15 protein-coding genes are annotated in these 16,496 nt (G+C 63.2%); 8 read left to right on the top strand and 7 right to left on the bottom strand.

Features of this window, described 5'->3' with window-relative positions; translation table 11 throughout:
• The first annotated feature begins 45 nt into the window (after window positions 1-45).
• Window positions 46-279 carry a hypothetical protein gene (locus tag CSQ92_RS06040; RefSeq protein ID WP_034781412.1) on the top strand — a complete coding sequence of 78 codons (234 nt, stop codon included), beginning with the start codon at window positions 46-48 and terminating at the stop codon, window positions 277-279.
• A 46-nt stretch (window positions 280-325) separates the two neighbouring features.
• On the opposite strand, the gene moaD is transcribed toward CSQ92_RS06040, so the two are convergent.
• The 3 genes from moaD to thrC are packed head-to-tail and all read right to left on the bottom strand — an operon-like array spanning window position 326 to window position 3,340.
• On the bottom strand, window positions 326-592 hold the full coding sequence (moaD, locus tag CSQ92_RS06035; protein WP_092604782.1) for a molybdopterin converting factor subunit 1: 267 nt from the start codon (window positions 590-592) through the stop codon (window positions 326-328).
• A gap of 10 nt (window positions 593-602) precedes the next feature.
• Window positions 603-1,829, bottom strand: a complete 1,227-nt coding sequence (locus CSQ92_RS06030) for a molybdopterin molybdotransferase MoeA (RefSeq protein WP_099394598.1) — start codon at window positions 1,827-1,829, stop codon at window positions 603-605.
• A 14-nt stretch (window positions 1,830-1,843) separates the two neighbouring features.
• On the bottom strand, window positions 1,844-3,340 hold the full coding sequence (gene thrC, locus CSQ92_RS06025) for a threonine synthase (RefSeq protein ID WP_099393527.1): 1,497 nt from the start codon (window positions 3,338-3,340) through the stop codon (window positions 1,844-1,846).
• A gap of 269 nt (window positions 3,341-3,609) precedes the next feature.
• Here thrC and CSQ92_RS06020 point away from each other — a divergent pair, with 269 nt between their 5' ends.
• Entirely contained in the window at window positions 3,610-4,350 is a 741-nt protein-coding gene (locus CSQ92_RS06020) for an AAA family ATPase (protein ID WP_099393526.1), read from the top strand.
• Window positions 4,351-4,452: 102 nt separating this feature from the next.
• On the opposite strand, the gene CSQ92_RS06015 is transcribed toward CSQ92_RS06020, so the two are convergent.
• From CSQ92_RS06015 to kbl, 3 genes are read right to left on the bottom strand one after another with little or no spacing between them, the layout of a single operon-like run.
• The gene (locus CSQ92_RS06015) at window positions 4,453-5,853 is read right to left on the bottom strand and encodes an L-serine ammonia-lyase (protein ID WP_099393525.1); all 1,401 of its coding nucleotides are present in this window, start codon (window positions 5,851-5,853) and stop codon (window positions 4,453-4,455) included.
• A gap of 46 nt (window positions 5,854-5,899) precedes the next feature.
• Entirely contained in the window at window positions 5,900-6,865 is a 966-nt protein-coding gene (locus tag CSQ92_RS06010; RefSeq protein ID WP_034781432.1) for an NAD-dependent epimerase/dehydratase family protein, read from the bottom strand.
• 20 nt (window positions 6,866-6,885) lie between these two features.
• Entirely contained in the window at window positions 6,886-8,103 is a 1,218-nt protein-coding gene (kbl, locus tag CSQ92_RS06005; RefSeq protein ID WP_070279496.1) for a glycine C-acetyltransferase, read from the bottom strand.
• 221 nt (window positions 8,104-8,324) lie between these two features.
• Between kbl and CSQ92_RS06000 the strand changes: the two genes are divergently transcribed.
• The 6 genes from CSQ92_RS06000 to CSQ92_RS05975 all read left to right on the top strand — a co-directional run bounded on the left by CSQ92_RS06000 (window position 8,325) and on the right by CSQ92_RS05975 (window position 14,105).
• A complete protein-coding gene (locus CSQ92_RS06000) occupies window positions 8,325-8,900 on the top strand; it encodes a helix-turn-helix domain-containing protein (RefSeq protein ID WP_034781438.1) in 576 nt (191 codons plus the stop codon).
• A gap of 91 nt (window positions 8,901-8,991) precedes the next feature.
• Window positions 8,992-9,918, top strand: a complete 927-nt coding sequence (locus tag CSQ92_RS05995; protein ID WP_070279495.1) for an STM4015 family protein — start codon at window positions 8,992-8,994, stop codon at window positions 9,916-9,918.
• 12 nt (window positions 9,919-9,930) lie between these two features.
• A complete protein-coding gene (locus tag CSQ92_RS05990) occupies window positions 9,931-11,001 on the top strand; it encodes an STM4014 family protein (protein ID WP_143450291.1) in 1,071 nt (356 codons plus the stop codon).
• Entirely contained in the window at window positions 10,994-11,848 is an 855-nt protein-coding gene (locus CSQ92_RS05985; RefSeq protein ID WP_070256178.1) for an STM4013/SEN3800 family hydrolase, read from the top strand. The genes CSQ92_RS05990 and CSQ92_RS05985 overlap by 8 nt, the downstream gene beginning before the upstream one ends.
• Window positions 11,845-13,224 (top strand): STM4012 family radical SAM protein, encoded by a 1,380-nt coding sequence (locus CSQ92_RS05980; protein WP_218964039.1) that lies wholly within the window; start codon window positions 11,845-11,847, stop codon window positions 13,222-13,224. The genes CSQ92_RS05985 and CSQ92_RS05980 overlap by 4 nt, the downstream gene beginning before the upstream one ends.
• Window positions 13,218-14,105 carry an STM4011 family radical SAM protein gene (locus CSQ92_RS05975; RefSeq protein ID WP_099393523.1) on the top strand — a complete coding sequence of 296 codons (888 nt, stop codon included), beginning with the start codon at window positions 13,218-13,220 and terminating at the stop codon, window positions 14,103-14,105. The genes CSQ92_RS05980 and CSQ92_RS05975 overlap by 7 nt, the downstream gene beginning before the upstream one ends.
• Before the next feature lie 88 nt (window positions 14,106-14,193).
• On the opposite strand, the gene CSQ92_RS05970 is transcribed toward CSQ92_RS05975, so the two are convergent.
• Entirely contained in the window at window positions 14,194-16,389 is a 2,196-nt protein-coding gene (locus CSQ92_RS05970; RefSeq protein ID WP_099393522.1) for a prolyl oligopeptidase family serine peptidase, read from the bottom strand.
• Between the last annotated feature and the right edge of the window lie 107 nt (window positions 16,390-16,496).

The raw sequence follows: 16,496 nt of genomic DNA, 5'->3' as shown, positions 1-16,496 counted from the left end.
GCACTTTGACTTCACGAGACAACGAGACGACAAGAGGAGAAACACATGGGTGCAGGATTCTGGATTTCCCGTTATTTGCTGGCCAGTTCGATCTTATTCATCATCCTGACGGTGGTCGAGTACAGCAAGGGCACCACCAGCCAGGCCGACATCCTCAGCGCGCTGGCCTGGTCGCTGGTGGCGTCGGCCATCTTCATCGGTTCGAAATACTGGCGCTACAAGAAAGCCATCGCCTGCGCCACGTGCAGCGGGGACAAACCGAAAACCAAGTCTTCATGAAAAAACGGCCACTTCGATGAAGTGGCCGTCTCATTTGGAAGCGGGATCAGCCGCCCGTCACGGGTGGAAAGAACGCCACCTCGTCGCCGTCGCCTACCACGGTAGCGGCATCGCACATCACCTGATTATGCGCCATGCGCAGCGCCCGCCCCTGCGCCAGCGCGTATTCCCAGTTGCCGCCGCGGGCGATCAGGAGATTTCGCACCTCGCCCACCGTCAGCCGTGACGCGGCCTCCGCGCTCACTTCCAGCACTTCATGGCCGGTTCCCACCAGCTCGCGCACGCTGGCAAAAAATCGCAGATTGATCTTCATCGCTACTTCCTTAGTACAGCAATTCGTTAAACGGGATAAACCGCAGCATGTCGCCGCGCGCAATCGACAGCCCCGGCGGGCAATCGATCAAGCCGTCGCCCCACACGGTGGACGTCAGCACGCCCGAACTCTGGTTGGCGAACAGTTCCAGCTCGCCCTCCTCATTGACCTTGGCGCGCAAGAACTCGTTGCGCTTGTCCGCCTTCAGGCGCTCGAACGCGGCCGGCAGCTTGTAGCTGCGCGGTGCCAGATTCCCCGCCACGCCTTGCAGGCGCAGGATGAAGGGGCGCACGAACAGCAGGAACGTGACGAAGCTGGAGACGGGATTGCCAGGCAAGCCGATAAAGAACGCATCCTGCACTTCGCCAAACGCCAGCGGCTTGCCCGGCTTGACGGCGATCTGCCACATGTTCAGCCGCCCTTCCGCTTCCACGGCCGGCTTGATATGGTCTTCCTCGCCTACGGACACGCCGCCCGAGGTGATGATCAGATCATTGCCCTGGGCCGCCTGGCGCAGCACGGCCTTTGTCGCTTCCAGGCTGTCGGGCACGATGCCCAGGTCCGTGATCTCGCAGCCCAGATTCTCCAGCAGGCCGCGCAAGGTAAAACGGTTCGAGTTGTAGACGGCGCCCGGCGCCAGAGCCTCACCGGGCATGGCCAGCTCGTCGCCCGTGAAGAAGACGGCGACGCGCACCTTGCGCAGCACCGGCAGCTGCGCCAGGCCCACCGAGGCGGCCAGGCCCATTTCCTGGCTGCGCAGGCGGCGGCCGGCACCGAGGATCTCGCCGCCGGCGCGGATATCCTCGCCCTGGCGGCGCACCCATTCACCCGCCTGCGGCACGTGACTGACCGTCACCACGCCGTCAAGCAAGGTGCACTGCTCCTGCATCACGACGCAATCGGCGCCATCCGGGATCAGGGCGCCCGTGAAGATGCGCGCCGCCGTCCCCGGCTGCAGGGGCTGGCCCACGTGGCCGGCCGCGATGCGCTGCGACACGGGCAAGCTGGCCGCGCCGCTGGCGCAATCCTGCGCGCGCACGGCATAGCCATCCATCTGCGTGTTGTCGCGCTCGGGGACGTTCAGGGTCGACGTTTGCGCGGCCGCCAGCACGCGGCCGTTGGCGCGCATGGTGTCGACCAGCTCCACTTCGGCCACCGGGCGCGCCGCGCCCAGCATGAAGGCTTGCGCCTCGGCCACGGACAGCATCGGTTTGCGTTGTGCGGTCGGATCGTTCATCACAGGCCCGCTCATCACAAACCCGTGTTGGCGGCGATATACGCCTTCATCTTTTCCACGTCCGCATCCATCACGACGAATTTTTGCGGCAAGTCTTCGATGTTCTCGAAGCCCTTTGGCCGTTCCGCGTCCACGCCCAGTGCTTCGAGGATGGTTTCGTTGAACTTGGCCGCCAGCGCCGTTTCCAGCACGATCATCGGCACGTTGGGCTCCAGGTGCTCGCGCGCCACCTTGATGCCGTCGGCCGTGTGCGTGTCGATAGTGATGCCGTAGTCGTCGGCCACGTCGCGGATGGTATCGAGGCGGTCCTGGTGCGTGGACTTGCCCGACTTGAAGCCGTACTTGGCCACCAGCTTGAATTCGTCGCCGTCGCTGCCAGGCTTGCCGGACAAGTCGAAGCCGCCATGCGTTTCCACTTTCGTGAACAGGGCGCGCACGCGGTCGCTGTCGCGGCCCACCAGATCGTAGACGAAGCGCTCGAAGTTCGACGCTTTCGAGATATCCATCGACGGGCTGCTCGTATGGTAGGTCTCGGCGGACTTGCGCACGCGGTAGACGCCCGTGCGGAAGAATTCGTCGAGCACGTCGTTTTCATTCGTCGCCGCCACCAGTTTCGAGATGGGCAGTCCCATCATGCGGGCGATATGGCCGGCGCAGATATTGCCAAAGTTGCCCGACGGCACCGTGAACGACACTTTTTGCTCGTTGCTGGTGGTGGCCGCCAGGTAGCCGCGGAAGTAGTACACGACCTGCGCCACGACGCGCGCCCAGTTGATGGAGTTGACGGTGCCGATCTTCTGTTTCGCCTTGAAAGGCAAGTCGTTCGAGACGGCCTTGACCATGTCCTGGCAATCGTCGAACACGCCTTCGACGGCGATGTTGTAGATATTCGGGTCTTGCAGGCTGAACATCTGCGCCGTCTGGAAGGCGCTCATTTTCTTGTGCGGCGACAGCATGAAGACGCGGATGCCCTTCTTGCCGCGCATCGCGTATTCGGCCGCGCTGCCCGTGTCGCCCGACGTGGCGCCGAAGATATTGAGTTCGGCGTCGTGCTTGGCCAAGGTGTATTCAAACAGGTTGCCCAGCAGCTGCATGGCCATGTCCTTGAAGGCCAGGGTCGGGCCGTTCGACAGCGCCTGCAGCATCAGGGTGGTCTGGCCGCCCTTGACGACGTTTTCTTCGAGCACGCGCAGCGGCGTGATGTCGGCCGCGTTTTCGCCGGCGCGGGCGTTCTTGTAGACTGCCTTGGTATAGGTTTTCGCCGTCAGTGCCTTCAGGTCCGCGGCCGGGATATCGGTGGCGAACTTCTTCAGGATTTCGTAGGCCAGGTCGGCATACGACAATGTGCGCCAGGCGCTCAGCTCGGCACCAGTGACTTGCGGGTAGTGTTCAGGGAGATACAGTCCGCCATCGGGGGCGAGGCCGCCCAGGAGGATGTCGGAAAATTGCTGCAAAGATGACTGTTGCGACTGCAATGGCGCTTTATCAGCGCGGGTAGACACGTAATGCATAGATTTGAAGAGTCCAGTTGAGCTGAGAGCGGTTAATCATGAATGGCAGCGGATATTATAGTGCCAGCCGCCGTCCAAGGCGAATCGCGTGGCGCCAGCCAGGTCAGGATGTGACAATTGGAGAGCCTGGATATTGTCAATGCAGCCATAATGGCATGAGATCAAGCCAGGCAAACATGGCCGGCGTGCGTACTGGCGTGCGCCGCCGATTTGCGCCACACTGTGCTTTCTGCCCTGTAAAGTGCCAATCATGGAGTCGAAAACCGGCCATGCCGATCAGTAAAAAACCGTATTTGCAAAGCGCCGCGCTGCGCCCCGACGCTGTCGTCGACATGGACCACTATCCGTTCACAATCCCCGCCATCCGCGACTTCGTGCACATGGACTTCCACCGCGACGTGACGTTTTTCGTGGGCGAGAATGGCAGCGGCAAGTCGACCATGCTGGAAGCGCTGGCCGTGGCGCTGGGCTTCGGCAAGGATGGCGGCACGCGCAACGTGCGCATCGCCCTGCCGTCGGACGAGGAATCGGGCTTGCACGTACACTTGCGCCTGAGCAAGAGCTACAAGAAGCCCGAGGACAGCTATTTCCTGCGCGCCGAAAGCTTTTTCAACGTCGCCACCTACATGGACGACATGCCCGAATACCTGGCCAGCTACGGCGGCAAGTCGCTGCACGCGCAATCGCACGGCGAAGCATTCATGGCGACCCTGATCAACAAGCTGCGCGGCAAGGGCTTGTATCTGCTGGACGAGCCCGAGGCGGCCCTGTCGCCGAGCCGCCAGATGGCGGCGCTATCGGTGATCCACCAGCTGGTGCAGGACGACTCGCAGCTGATCATCGCCACCCATTCGCCGATCCTGCTTGCCTACCCGAACGCGAAAATCCTGATGTTTACGGGCGGCGGCATCCACGAAGTGGCATATGAAGACACGGAACACTTCGCCGTGACGCGCGATTTTTTGAATAACTACCCCAGGAGGCTGGAGCAGTTGTTCGAGGAGGAGTGAGGGTGATGGCTTGCTGCCGTGGTGATGTCGGCTTACGCCGACCGTGGCGTATCGTAGGTCGGATTAGCGCTCCGCGCGTAATCCGACACTACCAGCAACACATCAGCAAGCGGCGTGGTTGACGGTGATTACATGCACGGCCAGGCCGCCCAGCGACGTTTCCTTGTACTTGTCCTGCATGTCCGCGCCCGTCTGGCGCATGGTTTCAATGACTTCGTCGAGGCTGACGAAATGGGTGCCGTCGCCCTTCAGCGCCAGCGAGGCGGCCGTGATGGCTTTCACGGCGCCCATGCCATTGCGCTCGATGCAGGGGATCTGCACCAGGCCGCCGATAGGGTCGCACGTCATGCCCAGGTGGTGTTCGATGCCGATTTCGGCCGCGTTTTCGATCTGCTCGTTCGTGCCGCCCAATGCCGCCACCAGGCCGGCGGCCGCCATGGCGCACGCCACGCCCACTTCGCCCTGGCAGCCCACTTCGGCGCCCGAGATCGAGGCATTGCGCTTGCACAGCATGCCGATGGCCGCTGCCGTCAGCATGAAGCGGCGCACGCCGCCGACCGGATCGCTGGGGCGGCAATCCTGCGCGTAGTAGCGCAGCACGGCCGGGATGATGCCGGCGGCGCCGTTGGTCGGCGCAGTAACCACGCGCCCGCCGGCCGCGTTTTCCTCGTTGACGGCCATCGCGTACAGGCTGACCAGGTGCACGGCATCGTGCGGCAAGTCATTGGCGCGGTTGTCGGATGCCTTCGCTTCCTGCGCCAGGCGCCACAATTTCGCGGCGCGGCGCTTCACGTTCAAGCCGCCCGGCAGGTTGCCCGTCGTTTCCAGGCCGTGCGCGATGCAGTCGCGCATGACGTGCCAGATGCGGTCCAGTCCTTCATTGAGTTCCGCGTCGCTGCGCTTGACGCATTCGTTCGCGCGCAGCATTTCAGGGATCGACAGGCCGCTTTCCACGCCATGCGCCAGCAACTGCTCCATGGTATCGAAAGGGAAGACGACCCGTGCGCTGGCGGCCGACTCCACGGCCGCTTCGGCTTGGGCCTCGCCCGCTTCGCGGATAAAACCGCCGCCGATCGAGTAATACACCTTGTCGACCCGGCTGCCGTCCGCCAGTTTCAGGGTAAAACGCATGCCGTTCGGATGTTCAGGCAGGGATTCGCTCTTATGCCAGATCAAGCCCGTGGCGGCCGTGAACGGCACCACGTGCGTGCCCAGCAAGGCGATCTCGCCGGCAGCCTCGATGGCGGCCAGCTTGCTGTCGACGGCATCGGGCGCCACGTCCTGCGGCGTTTCGCCCATCAGGCCAAGAATGACGGCCTTGTCAGTCGCATGGCCCACGCCCGTCAGCGCCAGCGAGCCATACAGGGCCGCCTCGACGCCCACTACCTGGTCCAGCGGACCGTATTCGACCAGGAACCGCCGCGCAGCCACCATCGGCCCCACCGTGTGGGAACTCGACGGCCCGATGCCGATCTTGAACAGGTCAAATACGCTCATATCCATGTAGTGTCTCTTTATATTAGTATGTTTTTAAATGCGCGGGCGTGCTTCAGGCAGCCTTGGCGGCGTGACCCACGTCGACATTGGCCAGCATGTCCGTGACCATCTGCTCGACGCCGATCTGCGCCTTCCAGCCCCAGTCCGCGCTGGCCTTGCTGTCGTCCAGGCTTTGCGGCCAGCTGTCGGCGATGGCCTGGCGGCTGTCCGGCTTGTAGCTGATCTTGAAGTCCGGCACCATGCGCACGATGGCCTTGGCCAGCTGCTCGGGGTTGAACGACACGCCGGCTACATTGTAGGACGAACGGATCTTGATCTGCGACACAGGAGCGTCCATCAGTTCGATGGTGGCGCGGATGGCGTCGGGCATGTAAATCATCGGCAAGGTGGTGTTCGCATCGAGGAAGCAGTCATAGCGCTCGCCGCGCAAGGCCGCATGGAAGATGGCGATGGCGTAATCGGTGGTGCCGCCGCCCGGAGGCGATTTGTAGCTGATGATGCCAGGATAGCGGATGCTGCGCACGTCCACGCCGTACTTGTTGAAGTAGTACTCGCACAGGCGCTCGCCGGCCAGCTTGCTGATGCCGTACATCGAGGTCGGGTCCATCACCGTCATTTGCGGCGTATTGACTTGCGGCGTATTCGGGCCGAAGGCGGCGATCGACGATGGCCAGAAGATGCGCAGCGGCTTGCCTGCCTCGCCGCGCTCGCGCGCCAGTTCCAGGATATTCAGCAAGCCATCCATGTTCAGGCTCCACGCCTTCAGCGGCGCCGCTTCGCCCGTGGCCGACAGCATGGCCGCCAGCTGGTACACCTGGGTGATGCCTTCATCGGCGATGATCTTCGCCAGGCCGTCCTTGTCCAGCACATTCAATTGCGCATAGCGCTTGGCCTGGTACAGGTTGTTCGTGCCGATGTCGCTGGCGATGACATTGTCCGCGCCGTGCTGCTGCGCCAGCGCGCCCACCAGCTCACTACCGATTTGGCCGTTTGCGCCAATGACTAAAATACGTTCCATCTTCTTATCCTGATTTCTTGTTAATTGGTAGTGGTCAGCAGACCGAGTTCCTTGCCAGCCTGCTCGAAGGCGGCCAGCACTTGCACCAGCTGTTCGCGGGTGTGGGCAGCCGACAGCTGCACGCGCACGCGGGCCTGGCCCATCGGCACGACCGGGTAGAAGAAGCCCGTCACCAGCACGCCCAGTTCATACAGGCGGGCGGCGAACTTCTGCGCCACGGGAGCGTCGAACAGCATCACGGGAACGACGGGATGGGTGCCCGGCTTGATGGTGAAGCCGATGCGTTCGATCTCGCTGCGGAAGAAGGCCGTGTTGTCATGCAGGCGGTCGCGCAGTTCCGTCGACTTGGCCAGGCGCTCCAGTACCGACAGCGAGGCGCCGGCGATCGATGGCGCCAGCGTGTTCGAGAACAGGTAGGGACGCGATTTCTGGCGCAGGGTGTCGATGACTTCCTTGCGCGCCGACGTGAAGCCGCCCATGGCGCCGCCCAGGGCCTTGCCCAGGGTGCCCGTGATGATGTCGATGCGGCCCATCACATTGTGGTGTTCGTGCGTGCCGCGGCCCGTCGCGCCCATGAAGCCGGAAGCGTGGCATTCGTCGATCATCACCAGCGCGCCGTACTGGTCGGCCAGGTCGCAGATCTTGTCGAGTTGCGCAATCGTGCCGTCCATCGAGAACACGCCGTCCGTGACGATGACTTTATGGCGCTTGCCGGCGGCAATCGCCGCTTTCAGCTGCACTTCCAGGTCGGCCATGTCGTTATGCAGGTAGCGGTAGCGGCCAGCCTTGCACAGGCGGATGCCGTCGATGATGGACGCGTGGTTCAGCGCATCGGAGATGATGGCGTCGTTTTCATCAAACAGTGGCTCGAACACGCCGCCGTTGGCGTCAAAAGCCGCCGCGTACAAAATCGTGTCTTCGGTCCCCAGGAACGCGGAAATCGCCTGTTCCAGTTCCTTGTGCACGGTTTGCGTGCCGCAGATGAAGCGCACGGACGACAGGCCGTAGCCGTACTTTTGCGTGGCGGCAATAGACGCTTCCTGCGTCTGCAGGTCGCCGGACAGGCCCAGGTAGTTATTCGCACACATATTGATCAGGGTACGGCCATCGTCGCACACCACTTCGGCGCCCTGGCGCGAGGCGATCACGCGCTCGGGCTTGTACAAGCCCTGCTGGCGCAGTTGATCGAGATTCTGTTGCAGACCGCTGAAAAAGGTGTTCTTCGCTTGCTCGCTCATGATGATCCTTGTGTGTCCCTGTTGTATGTGTGGTATCCGGGTGACCTCAGCCGCCATAGGGAAAAGCGGCCGCTTGACCGGTGCGCGCAGTATGCTGTACCGTGAAGCGCTGTTTGAAGTCTACACGTTTCCGTGTTTTTCCTCAAAATCCACTATTTCGAACTGAAATTCAATATAGTGGATATTACCCAAGCCTTTTGAACTTTGCAAGCCACCTGCCGATGAAAACCAGCGTTTCGACCAATTCTCCCCCTGAAGTAGGCGCCACCCTGCAACGGCTGCGCCTGGCGCGCGGCCTGACACTGGAGGATTTGTCGCGCATCGCGGGCGTCTCGAAGTCCATGCTGTCGCAGATCGAGCGCGAAAAAGCCAATCCCACCATCGCCATCACGTGGCGCCTGGCCAACGCCCTGGGCGTGCAGATCGGCGAATTGCTGTCCAGCGCGGAAAAAACCGTGGAAACCATCCGCATCACGGACGCCCACGAAACCCCCACCCTGCCCGGCGACCACGCGGGCTACGTGCTGCGCATCCTCGGGCCGATGGAACTGGCCGGCAAATACGAATGGTATGAAGTGACGCTGGCGCCGGGCGGCGAACTGGCGTCGCAACCGCACGATCCGGGCACCACCGAGCATTTGACGGTGATCCACGGCAACCTGGAGCTGGAAGTGGGCGCGGCGAAGAAAAAGGTCAAGAATGGCGGCACGGCACGCTATCCGGCGGACCAGCCGCATACCATCCGCAACCTGGGTAAGACGGAAGGCAAGGCCTTATTGGTGGTAATCCATAGATAGTTGCTTTTCAGCGGTGTGCAATAAGCTCTTTCGCCCATGCTAAGATTTTGGATTAGACAAGATTTTCACTGTCTTTCATGGAGCCTTAGCAATGACGATTTCCGAAAGCACCACCCTCTTCCACCAAAAAAAGGTCGTCCAGTACGACCCTGATATTGCGCTGCAATCCGGGCAGGATATCGTCTACCGCCTCTCGCTCGAGTATGACGACAAGCGCAAGATGCCGGACCTGATCGCCGGCTTCCTGGAAAAAACCGACAAGCATGCGCTTGAAGCGCTGATCATCGGCATGTGGGGCGACCCGTACGAGGCAGGCGCCGACGAGGTGATCGCCGCGCTGGCCAGCCACGCGCCGCAGTTGCCGAACTTGCGCGCCCTGTTCATCGGCGACATGACGTACGAGGAATGCGAAATCTCGTGGATCGTGCAAGGCAGCTACAAGCCGCTGCTGGACGCTTTCCCGCAGCTGGAAGAACTGCGCATCCGTGGCGGCAATGAATTGATCATCGAACCGTTCGCGCACCAGAACTTGCGCAAGTTCACCATCGAGTCCGGCGGCCTCGATCAGAAGATCGCGCAGGCGCTGGCCCAGTCGAGCATGCCCAAGCTGGAATACCTGGAACTGTGGCTGGGCACGGAGGACTACGGCTTCTCGGGCGACGTGGCGCTGTACCAGAAAGTACTGGCGCAACTGGCCACGCCAACCCTGCGTTACCTGGGCTTGCGCGATGCGCAGATCGCCGACGAGCTGGCCGTCTGGCTGGCCAACGAGCCGCTGCTGGCCACGGTCGAGACCCTGGATCTGTCGCTGGGCACCCTGGGCGACGTCGGCGCCGAAGCACTGCTGCACGGCACGCAATTGGGCAATCTGAAGCGCATGGACCTGTCGCATCACTATATCTCGGAAGCGAACCAGGAAAAACTCAAGGCCCTGCCCTTCCCGGTCAGGCTCGATGATCCGCAGGAAGACGACGAGGACGACGACGAAGTCTATCGCTATGTCGCCGTCGGCGAATAAATAGGGATGCTCTTGCTGGCCACCGGCGGCAGCAAGCGCGTGCGCCTGATGCAGGCGGCGCGCGCGCAACTGCGCCTGCCGCCCGCGCAGGTGCTGGAATGGCGCGACTGGCTGGCGCGGCCGGCGCTGCTGGAGGAAGCCCTGCGCCAGCCCTGCCTGTTCAAGATCGAGCCGCCCGGCGACGATCCGGCCGCCCACCTGCTGTTGCTGCATGACGGTTGCCGGCGGCTGGGCCGGCCGCCGGTCGAGGCGCCCGCGCATGGCGAGCTGCTGGCGATGGATGCCTGGTTTGCGGGCTTTGCCTCTGCAATGGCCTCGCTGGCGGCGCAACTGGTCGAGCTGCCGCAGGCGCGCGTCTTCAATGCGCCGGCCGACATCACCCTCATGACGGACAAGCTGGCTTGCCAGCGCCATCTGGCCGCGCACGGCATCGCCATTCCCGCCCTGCTCGGCCCCGTGCACGGCTATGACCATCTCCAGTCGCTGCTGCATGAACACCAGCTTGACCGCGTGTACCTGAAACCGCGCTACGGTTCGTCCGCGTCGGGCGTCGTTGCCTACCGCAGGAACAGAACTGGCCGCCAGCAAGCCACCACCTCTGCAACCTTATCGCGGGCGGACGGCCAGATACGCTTGTTCAACGTCAAGCGCATGGCCCGTTACGAGATGCAGCACGACATCGCCGCCCTCGTCGACGCGCTGGCCGCGCAACAGCTGTATGCGGAAGCATGGCTGAACAAGCCGCGCTGCGGCGACAGCCACTACGACTTGCGCGTCGTGACCCTGGCGGGCCAGCCCGCGCACCGGGTGGCGCGCATCGGCGACCGGATGATGACGAATCTGCACCTCGACAACCGGCGCGGCGATGCGGCAGACCTCTTGAACGCAGCCGACCTGGCGGCGCTGGAAGCGGCCAGCATCCTGGCCGCGCGCGCCTTCCCCGAGAGCCACGTGACGGGCTACGACCTCGTGGTGCGCCAGGGCCAGGCCAATGTGCTCGAAGCGAATGCCTTCGGCGACCTGCTGCCAGGCCTGCTGTGGCAAGGCGCGGACACCTATATAGCGCAACTGACACATGTTTAAAGACACACCAGCCATCCCCGACATGCGCGCCGTCGTGGGCAGCCACGACATCGTCTTCATCACGCTCGACACCCTGCGCTTTGACGTGGCGCAAGCGCTGCATGAAGCGGGCGAACTGCCCGTGCTGGGACGTTTTTTACCACCTGGCGGCTGGGAACGGCGCCACTCGCCCGCCACGTTCACGTATGCGGCGCACCAGGCCTTTTTTGCCGGCTTTTTGCCCACGCCCGCGGCGCCGGGCCGCCATCCGCGCCTGTTCGCCAGCGCTTTTGCCGGCAGCGAAACCACCTCGCCGCACACGTTTGCGTTCGAGGAAGCGGACCTTCCCGCCGCCCTGGCCGCGCGCGGCTACCGCACCATCTGCATCGGCGGCGTGGGCTTTTTCAATAAACAGACGGCGCTGGGCACGGTGCTGCCGTCGCTGTTCCAGGAAAGCCACTGGAGCGCCGGCATGGGCGTGGCCAGCCGCCATTCGACGCAAAAGCAGGTGGCGCTGGCCATAGCCCGCCTGGCCGCCAGCGACGAGCGCACTTTTTTGTTCATCAATGTGGCCGCCCTGCACACGCCGAACCGCGCCTACCTGCCCGGCTGCCGTGCCGACTGCCTGGAAAGCCATGCGGCGGCCCTGCGCTATGTGGATGGCGCGCTGGCGCCCCTGTTTACCGCGTGCGCCGCGCGCGCGCCCACGTTTGCCATCGTCTGTTCGGACCATGGCAGCGCGTATGGCGAAGACGGCTACCGGGGCCACAGGGTCGCCCACGACAGCGTGTGGCAGGTACCGTACGCGCACTTTTTTATCGTCCCCGAGACCGATACCGATACACCTCCCAAGGAATCCCCACCGTGAACCCAGCCGAACAACCTGGCACCCTGGCGCAGCGCATGCGCCACACGCCCTATCAGGCGTATTCATATTCGTATCCGCACAAGGCAGCCTATCGCGCCTTGCCACAGGCGGCGCCGCTTGCGCCCCTGTGGGCGCGGCAAGACCGATCCGCCCTCTTCGCCTACATCCACATCCCGTTTTGCGAGATGCGCTGCGGCTTTTGCAACCTGTTCGCCATGGCACGCCCCGGTGCAGACATGGTCGAGCGCTACGTGCAGCAAGTGCTGGTGCAGATGCGCGCCCTGGCCAGCGCGCTGGGCGAACGGCGCTTTGCCCGCTTTGCACTGGGCGGCGGGACCCCCACCTATCTGTCGCCGGCGCAGCTGGACACCTTGCTGTGCGGCGCGCGCGACATCCTCGGCATCGACCTGCAGCACACGCCGGCCGGCATCGAAGCGTCGCCCGAAACCATCACGGCCGAGCGCCTGGCCGTGTGCCGCGCGCACGGCATCGACCGGGTCAGCCTGGGCATCCAGAGCTTTGCCGCCGGCGAGATGCGCGCGCTGGCGCGCCCCCAGCAAAACGCCACCGTGCACCATGCCATCGGCCTGATACGCGCGGCCGGCTTTCCCACCCTGAACCTGGATCTGATCTACGGCATCGCCGGGCAAACCGTGGCCAGCCTGCTCGCGTCCATCGACAGCGCGCTGGCCTTCCAGCCGGAAGAAATCTACCTGTATCCGCTGTACGTGCGCGAACAGACAGGCCTTGGCAAGATCGCGCGGCGCAAAGGCGCCGATACGCTGAATCCCATCATGCTGGCACGCGACGGCGACAGCCGCCTGGCCCTGTACGCGGCCGCGCGCGACCATTTGCGCGCCCAGGGCTATGAGCAGGTATCGATGCGCATGTTCCGCGCCCCGCATGCACCGGAACAGAACGGCCCCTCGTACTGCTGCCAGAACGATGGCATGGTGGGGCTGGGCGCGGGCGCCCGCTCCTACACGGCCAGCCTCCATTATTCGAGCGAATACGCGGTGGCGCGCACGCAGACCATCGGCATCATCGAACAATACCTGGCGCTGGACGAGGCGCGCTTCGCGCAGGCCGAACACGGTTACCAGCTCGATGGCGAAGAACAGCGCCGCCGCTACGTGATCCAGTCGCTGCTGACGGAACCAGGCCTGGACCGCGACGCCTACACGGCGCGCTTCGGCAGCCGCTGCGAAGCAGACCTGCCGCAGCTGGCAGAACTGCACGCGCTGGAACTGGTGGAAGAGAGCGGCCCCCTGCTGCGCCTGAACGACCGGGGCTACAGCTACGCCGACACCATCGGCCCGTGGCTGGCATCCGACACCGTGCGCGCGCTGATGGCGCAAGAGGGACAGGCGTGCTGACAACGCCGCCGGGCACGCTGTCCCTGCTGTACCGGGGTACTCTGGCGAGCTGCAACTACGCCTGCGGCTACTGCCCGTTTGCCAAGAAGCGCGACAGCCGCGCCACCCTGGCACGCGATGCGCGCGAGGTGGCGCGTTTTACCAGCTGGGTGGCGGCACAAAAGCGGGACATCGGCATCCTGTTTACGCCGTGGGGCGAAGCGCTGGTGCGGCGCCATTACCGCGCAGCCATGCAGACGCTGGCCAGCCTGCCGCACGTGCGCCAGGTGGCGCTGCAGACGAATCTGTCCGGCCCCCTGAACTGGCTGCAAGGGATGGACGGGCTGGAAAAAATCGGCCTGTGGTGCACCTACCACCCGGACCAGACGACACTGGCCCGTTTTCTCGAACGCTGCGCGCGCCTGGACACGATGGGCGTGCGCTATTCCGTCGGCGTCGTGGCGATGAACGAGCACCTGGACGCCATCCGCGCCCTGCGCGCGGCGCTGCCGGCCCACGTCTACCTGTGGCTGAACGCCTATGACCGCCGTGGCCCCCACTACTACAGCGAGGAAGACCTGGCCTGGTTTGACGCCGTCGACCCGTGGTTCGCGCACAACCGCCGCCCCTCTTCCTCGCGCGGCAAACCATGCCTGGCGGGCGAAACGTCGCTGTCCGTCGATGGCGACGGCGAACTGGCGCGCTGCCACTTCGTGCCCGAGCGCCTGGGGAATTTATATGAGGATGACCTGGCTGACATGCTGCAAGAAAAATCCTGCCCGCGCTTCAAGTGCGATTGCTATATCGGCTATGCGCAGCGCAAGGATTTGCCGTTCCAGGCCGTGTTTGGGGAGGGGGTACTGGCGAGGATTACGGAGGCAGGTCGGAGTAGGTCGGATTAGCGGCGGCAGGCCGCGTAATCCGACACATTGTTGGCGCTGGTGGTGTCGGATTACGCCCTGCGGGCTAATCCGACCTACCGCTACCGGCTTACTGCGCCGCCACCTTGGCCGGCTCCACCACCACTGGCGTCATCTTCAGCGAACGGCTGAGGAAGCCCCAGCGGTCCGCCACTTCTTCGATCTGCTTGGTCGTCGGCTTGCCGGCGCCATGGCCGGCCTTGCTGTCGATGCGGATCAGCACGGGTGCCGCGCCGCCTTGCGCTGCCTGGGCAGCGGCGGCGAACTTGAAGCTGTGGGCAGGCACGACGCGGTCGTCATGGTCGGCCGTCGTGATCATGGTGGCTGGATAGCAGCCGCCCGCCTTCAGGTTGTGCAGTGGCGAGTATTTCACCAGCGCCTTGAACTGCTCGGCATCGTCCGACGAACCGTAGTCAGGCACCCAGCCCCAGCCCACGGTGAACTTATGGAAGCGCAACATGTCGAGCACGCCCACTTGCGGAATCGCCGCGGCGAACAGGTCCGGACGCTGCGTCATGGCTGCGCCCACCAGCAGGCCGCCATTGCTGCCGCCGCCGATCGCCAGCTTGGATGGCGAGGTGACCTTGTTATCCACCAGCCATTGCGCCGCGCCGATAAAATCGTCGAACACGTTTTGCTTGTTCAGCTTGGTGCCAGCCTGGTGCCAGGCTTCGCCGTATTCGCCGCCGCCGCGCAGGTTGGCCATCACGTAGACGCCGCCCATTTCCACCCAGGCAAGATTCGCCACGGAGAAGCTCGGTGTCAGCGAAATATTGAAGCCGCCATAGCCGTACAGATAGGTCGGGTTCGTGCCATCCAGCTTCATGCCTTTTTTCGAGACGATGAACATCGGCACCTTGGTGCCGTCGCGGCTGGTGAAGAATTGCTGGCGCGTTTCAAAGGCGTTCGGGTCGAAATCGACCTTCGGCTGGCGGTACACGCTGCTCTTGCCCGATTTCATGTCGTAGCGGTAGATGGTCGCTGGCGTCGTGAAGCTGGTAAACGAGTAGAACGTTTCCGTATCGCCACGCTTGCCCGCAAAGCCGCCCGCCGAACCGATGCCCGGCAAGGCCACTTCGCGCACCAGCTTGCCATTCAGGTCGACGATCTTGATCTGCGTTTGCGCATCTTTCAAGTAATCGAGCACCAGCTGGTTATTGATCAGGTTGACGGCAACGAGGGTTTCCGCGCTTTGCGGCACGATTTCCTTCCAGTCGGAGGGCAGCGGTTTACGCGTATCGATGGCGATCACGCGCGATTTTGGCGCCTTGTTGTCCGTCTTGAAGAAGAATACGGGGCCGTCATTGTCGATGAAGGAGTAGGAAGCGTCGAACGCTTCCAGCAAGCCGACCACCTTGGCGTTCTTTTGGCGCAAGTCCTTGTAGAAGATGCGGTTCTTGCGTTCCGTGCCTTGCGTGGCCGTGATGATCAGGTAATTGCCGTCATCGCTGACGGTGCTGCCGCCAAACGCCCATTCCTTCTGATCGGGACGGTCGAAGACCAGCACGTCGTCGCTTTGCGGCGTGCCGATCTTGTGGAAATACAATTTCTGGAAGTAATTGATATCGGCCAGCTTGGTGGCTTCGTTCGGCGCGTCATAGCGGCTGTAGAAGAAACCGGTGTTGTCCTTGGTCCACGAAGCGCCGGAGAACTTGGCCCACTTGATGTGGTCCGTCAAATCCTTGCCCGATTCAATGTCGCGCACTTTCCACTCGTTCCAGTCGGAACCGGAAGCCGACGTGGCATACGCCAAATACTTGCCGTTCGGGCTGATCGAGGTGCCGGCCAGCGCCACCGTGCCATCCGTGGACAGGGTATTCGGATCGAGCAGCAGACGGGGCTCGTCCGTCAATTTTTTCACCGTGTACAGCACGGCCTGGTTCTGCAAGCCGTCATTGCGGCTGTAGAAGTAACGGCCGCCCTGCTTCGTTGGCGTAGAGAAACGCTCATAGTTCCACAGCTTGGTCAGGCGCTGCTTGATCGCGGCGCGCTCCGGGATGGTACCCAGGTACGACTGCGTCAGCTTGTTTTGCGCCGTCACCCACTCGCCCGTTTCCGCGCTGTTGGCGTCTTCCAGCCAGCGGTACGGATCGGCGATGGTGGTGCCGAAATAGCTGTCTTGCTGGTCGACTTTTTTGCTGACAGGATACGTCACGGCAGCGCCGTCGCCGGCCGGGCACGATGGCGTCGCGGCGCTTTGCGCCAGGGCATTGCCACCGAAGGCGGCCATCAAGCTGAATATGAGGGTTGCACTACGTAATTGCATGGGTTGTCGTCTCATTGTTGGATGTCGGGGAAAGCATACCGCTCAAGCACGGCTGCCTATGTTGACTTTCGCCAAGAGAAATCATAGCGCGGATTGCCACTTTTAAA

It is taken from the genome of Janthinobacterium sp. BJB446 (genome assembly GCF_002735655.1).
GTDB lineage: Bacteria > Pseudomonadota > Gammaproteobacteria > Burkholderiales > Burkholderiaceae_D > Janthinobacterium > Janthinobacterium lividum.
Note: the sequence above shows the minus strand (reverse complement) of the source record. Positions and strands in the feature narration are given on the sequence as shown.